4 protein-coding genes are annotated in these 6,196 nt (G+C 73.2%); all 4 read right to left on the bottom strand.

Annotated features, from left to right (window positions below; all coding sequences use genetic code 11):
• Positions 1-403: 403 nt before the first annotated feature.
• Positions 404-1,492 carry a LacI family DNA-binding transcriptional regulator gene (locus tag IH54_RS0129250; protein WP_031522547.1) on the bottom strand — a complete coding sequence of 363 codons (1,089 nt, stop codon included), beginning with the start codon at positions 1,490-1,492 and terminating at the stop codon, positions 404-406.
• Positions 1,493-1,688: 196 nt separating this feature from the next.
• Complete coding sequence (locus IH54_RS44845; RefSeq protein WP_324607828.1) at positions 1,689-2,864, bottom strand: DUF5954 family protein; 1,176 nt, start codon at positions 2,862-2,864, stop codon at positions 1,689-1,691.
• 2,430 nt (positions 2,865-5,294) lie between these two features.
• Positions 5,295-5,918 (bottom strand): DUF6879 family protein, encoded by a 624-nt coding sequence (locus IH54_RS0129235; RefSeq protein ID WP_031522541.1) that lies wholly within the window; start codon positions 5,916-5,918, stop codon positions 5,295-5,297.
• Positions 5,911-6,180, bottom strand: a complete 270-nt coding sequence (locus tag IH54_RS0129230) for a hypothetical protein (RefSeq protein WP_031522538.1) — start codon at positions 6,178-6,180, stop codon at positions 5,911-5,913. The genes IH54_RS0129235 and IH54_RS0129230 overlap by 8 nt, the downstream gene beginning before the upstream one ends.
• Between the last annotated feature and the right edge of the window lie 16 nt (positions 6,181-6,196).

Raw genomic sequence — 6,196 nt, 5'->3', positions numbered from 1 at the left:
TACTCGTGCACCGCGCTGCCCAGCTCACGACCGTCCTCGACGGCCACGACCAGAGCACGCCCGGACAGCGTCCCGAAATCGATACCGACGGTGACCGCGTCGGCGGGTGGTGTCGTGCTGGTGTGCGTCATCTTCGGGTCTCCCGACGGTGAAGGGGTGCGGTCGCTGGTGGGGGGTGCGGGTGGAGCGTGGTGCGCCGGGCCGGGCCTTGCGGATGCCGGGGGCGGCGGGTGCGCGGTGCCGGGCGCGGGTGGTGCGAGGTGAGCGGAGCGCGGGTTGGCGGGTGCGGGGGCGTACGGGCGGTGGCCGGGCCGTAGCGGGGGCGGCGCGTGGCGGGAGGCGGCCGGCCCGGCGGGGGCGCGGGGCGCCGGCCGGGGGACCTCCACCGCGGTCGCCGCATCCGTCACAGCGACGTGCTGCTGCGCCGTACGATCAGCCGGGGCTCGATCACCACGCGCTCGACGCCGTCGTCGGCGTCCTGACCCGCGGGGCCCGAACCGCCGTCCGACTCAAGGCGGTTGACCAGCAGCCGGATGCTGGCCTGGCCGACCGCGGCGAAGTCCTGCCGTACGGTCGTGAGCGGCGGCGCGAAGAACTCCGCCTCCGGGATGTCGTCGAAGCCCGCGATCGCCACCTGTCCCGGCACGGACAGGCCCGCCTCGCGAAAGGCCCGCAGCACGCCCAGCGCCATCTGGTCGTTGGCCACGAAGACCGCGGTCACGTCGCCGGAGTTGCGTCGCGCCGCCCCCGCCGCGACCCGTCCGGCCAGCTCCTGGCCCGCGCGGTAGCCCGACAGCGGCGTCCAGTCGCCGACCAGCGGCGGCGGCACCTCGGCCCCCGCCTCCTCCAGCGTCTCCCGCCACCCCTTGACGCGCGCCTCGGCCTCCAGCCAGTCCCGCGGCCCGGCCACATGCCACACCGTGCGGTGCCCGGCGTTCAGCAGATGGCCGGTGACCAGCCGCGCGCCCAGCTCCTGGTCGACCGACACCCCCGCGATCGGCAGCGAGTGGCCGCCCTCGACGGTCACGACCGGGAAGGGCAGCCGCAGCTCGGCGAGCGCGGCCACGGCTTCGCGGTGCGGCACGATCACCACGATGCCCTCCACCCCCCAGTCGCTGAGGTGGTCGATCGCCTCCTCCAGCGCCTTGGCGGTGTAGCGCCGCAGCGTGACAGCCGAGGCCATGTACCCCTCGTCCCGCGCGGCCTCCTCGAGCCCGAAGAGGGTGCTCGCGGGCCCGAAGAGGGTGGGGTTGCACGCGACGACGCCGAGCGTGAGCGTGCGCCGGGTCACGAGCGCGCGGGCGGACGAATTGCGCCGGTAGCCGAGCTGCTCGATGGCCCGCAGCACCTCGGCGCGGGTGGTGTCCCGTACATTGGGGTGGTTGCTCAGCACGCGCGAGACGGTCTGGTGCGACACGCCGGCGACCTTGGCGACGTCCGCCATGGTCGGCGCCCGGCGTGGCCGGCCGGTGGTCTGCGCGGTCTGTGACATGGTTCTCCGATCTGTGTGCTGCCTTGTCATTGTTAGCGCTCACAGGGAATCCGTCAAGAGATGTCCCCACGCGGCAGGCGCGCAGCCGGAGGACGCCCCCGAGAACGTCCCGGAGGGCGCCGCAGGGGGCGCACAGACCGGGGCGGTCGCGTCATGGGGGCGCGGCCGCCCCGTCGGCGGCCGGGCCGGTCGCGGGCTACGGCCGGCCGCGGCCCGGGGCGGAGTCAGGGGCGGGAGTGGGGTCCGGGGCTTGGGCCGGAGCAGGGGCCGGATCGGCGGCCGGGTCGGCTCCTCGCGCGCGCCGGCGGGCCGCCCGCCAGGCGACGCGGCGGGCTTCCTCCTTCTGCCACAGCCGGCGCAGCTCGTCCGCGCGCGGGTCGGGCCTCTCGGGCCGGAGGTCGTTGCCGTCCGCGTCGACGACGCCGTCCTCGCGCAGTTGCCGGGTCTGCACCTCGACCGGCACCTCGGGGTCGTAGTCGGAGGGCCGGGGCAGCTCTGGCCCGTCGGGGCCGATACGGACGAGGCGCTCCACGCGCGTGATGCGGAAGCGGTGGCCGTCGATCGTGACGACGTTGGACCGCTTCTCGTCCAGCCGGTCCGCGGCGGCGGCGTACTCCGCCTTCTGCTCCTCCGGCATCCGCTGTCGGAAGGGCCCCATCACGCGCAGCCAGAAGGCGAGTGAGTCGCGCGCGCCCTGCGGGGTCGAGTAGATGCTGCCGGGCTGGTGGAAGCCCCAACGCCCGTTCACCCGGGCGGATATGACGAAGGCGGCGGGCAACAGGACGCCGCCCGGATAGCGGTGGATGGCGGCGCGGGCCTCGTCGTTCATCTCGTCGGGCGCGTCCTTGAGGACGGGCGCCATGGGCAGCAGATCGAGCTTGAGGATGCCGTCCGACATGCCGGTGCCGGTGAGCGGGTCGACGACGAAGCCCTTGGTGCGCGAGGGCACCCGATGGCCGTCGCCGACCTCCGCGGGGTCCGGGTCGGTGGGCCGCGGCGGCTCGGGCCCGGCGGGGCCGGAGCGGATGAAGTGCGCGGCGCGGACGATGCGGAAGCGCTCGCCGAGCACGGACACCTCGTCGACGACCTCGCGGTCCATCCGCAAGGCCGCGGCGTTCCAGCGGCGTTGGGCGTTGGCGTCGCCCTCCTTGCCCGCGCCCTGGGCGTTCAGCCGGAAGTGCGAGCCGAGCGAGTCACGGGCCTGCTGCGGCCAACTGCCCCCGTACTCGCACAGTTCCCAGCCGCCGGACTCCAACTCGCGGGCCCAGAAGTACTCGGCCATGCCCGCCCCGAGCAGATCGGGATACCGCTCCCGGGCATACCACGCCTCCTCGTCGGCGAGCGCGGCGATGGGCCCCTCGGGCGCGGTCATCCGGACCGTCAGATACGCGGGCACGCTGTCCTCGTAACCGCTCATACCCAGACTGTGCCCGACCCGGCCCCGCCCTGCCCCCCGATTCCCGGACCTGCCCCCGCAAACCCCCCAACCGTGTGCGCTCCTGCCTCAGCTCCAGGACGCGGGCCCGGTGCCCGTCGGCGCCCTGGGGGTCGGCCCGGGCGAGGTGGTCGAGGTCGGTGGCCTCCTCCCACGCGTCCCCGAGGGCGCGGTGCGCGGCGGCGGCTTGTTGGAGGAAGCCCGCCGCTTCCTCCCCGCGTTCGGTGGCCGCGTACGTCAGGCCCGTGCCGCGCCACGCCAGGGCCTCCCGGCTGCGGTCGCCGAGTCTGCGGTGGAGCATCGCCGAGCGCTGGTACGAGGCGAGGGCGTCGCCGTACGCCGACGTGGCGCGCTGGACGTCACCGAGGGTGAGCAGCCAGTAGGCCTCAAGGCGGTGGCTGCGGAGGGTGAGGGCGATCTCCATGGCCTCGTCGATCGCCTTGCGGGCGGCGACGCTGTCGCCCTCTTCGAGGCGGATGGCTGCGAGCATCCGGAGGACGTTGCCCGCTCCTCGGGGGTTGTCGAGGGCGCGGTGGGTGGCGAGGGCCTCGGTGGCGGCTGTTGCGGCCTCGGGGATGCGTCCGGCGTTGAGGTAGGTGGTTGCGGTGTTGGCCACGGCGGTCGCGGCCCAGCGCGGTCGGCCCTCCGCCTTGAAGAGCGGGGCCACCGCCTCGAACGCCGCGGCGGCGCGGTCCAGTTCACGGGCCCGGAGGTGGAGCAGGCCGATGAGGTTCAGGGCGTGGGCCTCGTCGAGCCGGTTGCCGGTGCTGCGGCACAGCTCCAGCGCCGAGATGAGGCTGCGCATGCCGTCCGCGTAGCGGTGGACGGCGCGGTAGACAGTGCCGAGGCTGATGAGGATGCGGATGCGGGCCAGCGGATCCGGGTCGCGCTCGGCGCTCGCAAGGCCCGTTGTCCCGAGGTCCAGCCAGTCGACGACAGGGGCTGACGGCGGCCAGGCCCGCCAGAGGGTCTCGACCAGTTGCCAGGCGAGGCGGTCCTGCCCGGCTGTGGCGGCAGTCGCCACCAGGCGCGGATAGGTGGGCAGTTCACGCTCGGTCCAGTCGACGGCCGCGTCGTAGTCGGCGAACGCCAAGGGGGCCACCGGGCCGGTGGCGGGAGGCGGCCGCAGATGGTCCTCGCCCGGCGAGATCCACTCCTGCGCCGCATCGGCAGTGTGGAGGTACCAGATCAGGAGACGGTGCAGAGCGGCATCCCGCTCCTCTTCCGTCTCCTGTGCCTGGGCCTGGTCGGTGGCGTACGCCCGAAGCAGGTCATGGAACTGGTACCGGTCCGGCGCGGTCTGCTCCAGCAAGTGGGCGCCCACGAGATCGTCCAGAAGCTGACGGGCCTTGCCCGTGCCCAGATCCGCCACGACAGCGGCGGAATGCAGCCCGAAGTCAGGCCCCGGATGCAGGCCCAGCAGGCGGAACAGCCGGGCAGCGGGCTCGGACAGCGCGCGGTATGACCACGCGAAGACGGTCCGTACGGCCTCGGCCTCTTCCTCGCTGCCGGTGCTCAACGCGTCCCACAGCCCCGACTCGTCCCGCAGATCCGCGATCAACTCGCCCAGCCCCATGTGCGGGTGGCTCGCCGCACGTTCGGCCGCTATCCGCAGCGCCAGCGGCAGCCGGGCGCACAGCCGCGCCAGTTCGGCAAGCTGATCGATGTCGTCAGCGCTGCGGTAGGCAACGGTCACGGCTTGGAGCAGCGCAACCGCCTCCTCCTCGGGCAGCGTACCCAGCGTGATCCGCCGGGCCCCGTCCCGCACCGCCAGACCCGACAACCGGCTCCGGCTCGTCACCAGCACCAGGCTGTCCCCGCCGCCCGGCAGCAGCGGACGCACCTGACCCGCTGTCGCCGCGTTGTCCAGCAGGACGAGCACGCGCCGCTCGGCGATGAGCGAACGGTAAAGGGCCGCCGCCCCGTCCACATCCCCCGGCACTTCTGCCGCCGGTACACCGAGGGCGCGCAGGAATCCGCGCAGCGCCTGTTCGGCCGTGACCGGCTCGCCGGGGTCATAACCGCGTAGGTTCACGAACAACTGACCGTCCGGGAAACGGTCCTTCACCCGGTGCGCCCACCGCAGCGCCAGCGATGTCTTCCCCGCACCGGCCGTCCCAGCGATCACGTGCAGGGACACAACCGTCCCGTCGGCCACCAGTGCGTCCAGCTCCGCGAGTTCGGCACTCCGATTGACGAAACCGTGGACGTCGGCGGGCAACTGCCGTGGTGTCGGCTGGCGCCGGGCGCCCGCGTCATGGTGGAAATGGACCCCGCCGGTGACGCTCCCCGCCTGCACCACATCGCGCGAGGACGTCCCGGACAGGTCGTTGTGCGACTCCGACGACGTCCCGCCGTCTCCCTTGCTCATGCCGCCGGGGGCGGCGGAAGCGGGGCGACCGCGCGGGGGAAGTAGGACGCGATGTCCTCCGCTGTCGCGAAGAGGCCGCTCATGAACTCGACCCAGGCGTTCACCACCGCGGGGTCGGTGAAGCGGATCGCTCCATCCGGGACGCCGGTGTCCGTGTACATCACGCGGAAGAGGATGCGGTCGCCGATCGCCACCAGTTCGGGGAGCGGGCCCGCCGCTTCAGCGGCGGCGAGGGCTGAGGCAAGGACGACGCGCGTGGGAGCGCCGAACCGGGCCTTCTGATGCAGGGAGTGCAGCTCCCACTGGATGTAGGGGGTCAGCGGCTCCTCCACCACCCGTAGGCGGTGGAGGACACTGCCGCGGCGGGCGTCCTCCTCGCCTTCGGCACGCAGCGTGTCCTCACGGGCGGCGAAGAGGCGCAGCGCCTCGTCCCAGTCGCCGCGACGCAGGGCGTCGCGGCTCGCACTGCCCGTCTCCTCGAAGTGCTGCCGCCGCTCCAGCTTCCACGAGGAGCCGTTGTGAACGGACCGCTCGTGGCTCCAGAACTCGTGGTGGTACTCGGGGCGTGTGAGCCGCACGCCGTGCTCGATGGGAAGTTCTGGCACGTGCTGATCAAGCATCAGGGATGTCCACCTTCGCCGCGCTGAGCATGTTGCCGGGGATCACGACCAGACGCTCGTCCGCGCCGAGCGTCACGCCGTTCGGCAGACGGCCCGCGTAACCGGAGGTGAGGTCACGTCCGATGACGGCGATGTCGCCGTTCGAGAGCTGCCAGATGTCCGGGCAGTCGTCCGCGCCTTCCGAATTGCCTGTCTCCGCTGCTGACATGCCGAGTCGCCGGACGAATAACGCCGCCGGGTCTGCTTCCCACGCACGAGCCATGACCGCCTCCTGGGCA

It is taken from the genome of Streptomyces sp. NRRL F-5123 (assembly GCF_000721495.1).
Taxonomy (GTDB): Bacteria; Actinomycetota; Actinomycetes; order Streptomycetales; family Streptomycetaceae; genus Actinacidiphila.
Note: the sequence above shows the minus strand (reverse complement) of the source record. Positions and strands in the feature narration are given on the sequence as shown.

Excerpts from the sequence above, each read along its gene's own strand:
- IH54_RS0129250 (WP_031522547.1), bottom strand. The coding sequence starts at position 1,492 with ATGTCACAGACCGCGCAGACCACCGGCCGGCCACGCCGGGCGCCGACC.
- IH54_RS44845 (WP_324607828.1), bottom strand. The coding sequence starts at position 2,864 with ATGACCGCGCCCGAGGGGCCCATCGCCGCGCTCGCCGACGAGGAGGCG.
- IH54_RS0129235 (WP_031522541.1), bottom strand. The coding sequence starts at position 5,918 with ATGCTTGATCAGCACGTGCCAGAACTTCCCATCGAGCACGGCGTGCGG.
- IH54_RS0129230 (WP_031522538.1), bottom strand. The coding sequence starts at position 6,180 with ATGGCTCGTGCGTGGGAAGCAGACCCGGCGGCGTTATTCGTCCGGCGA.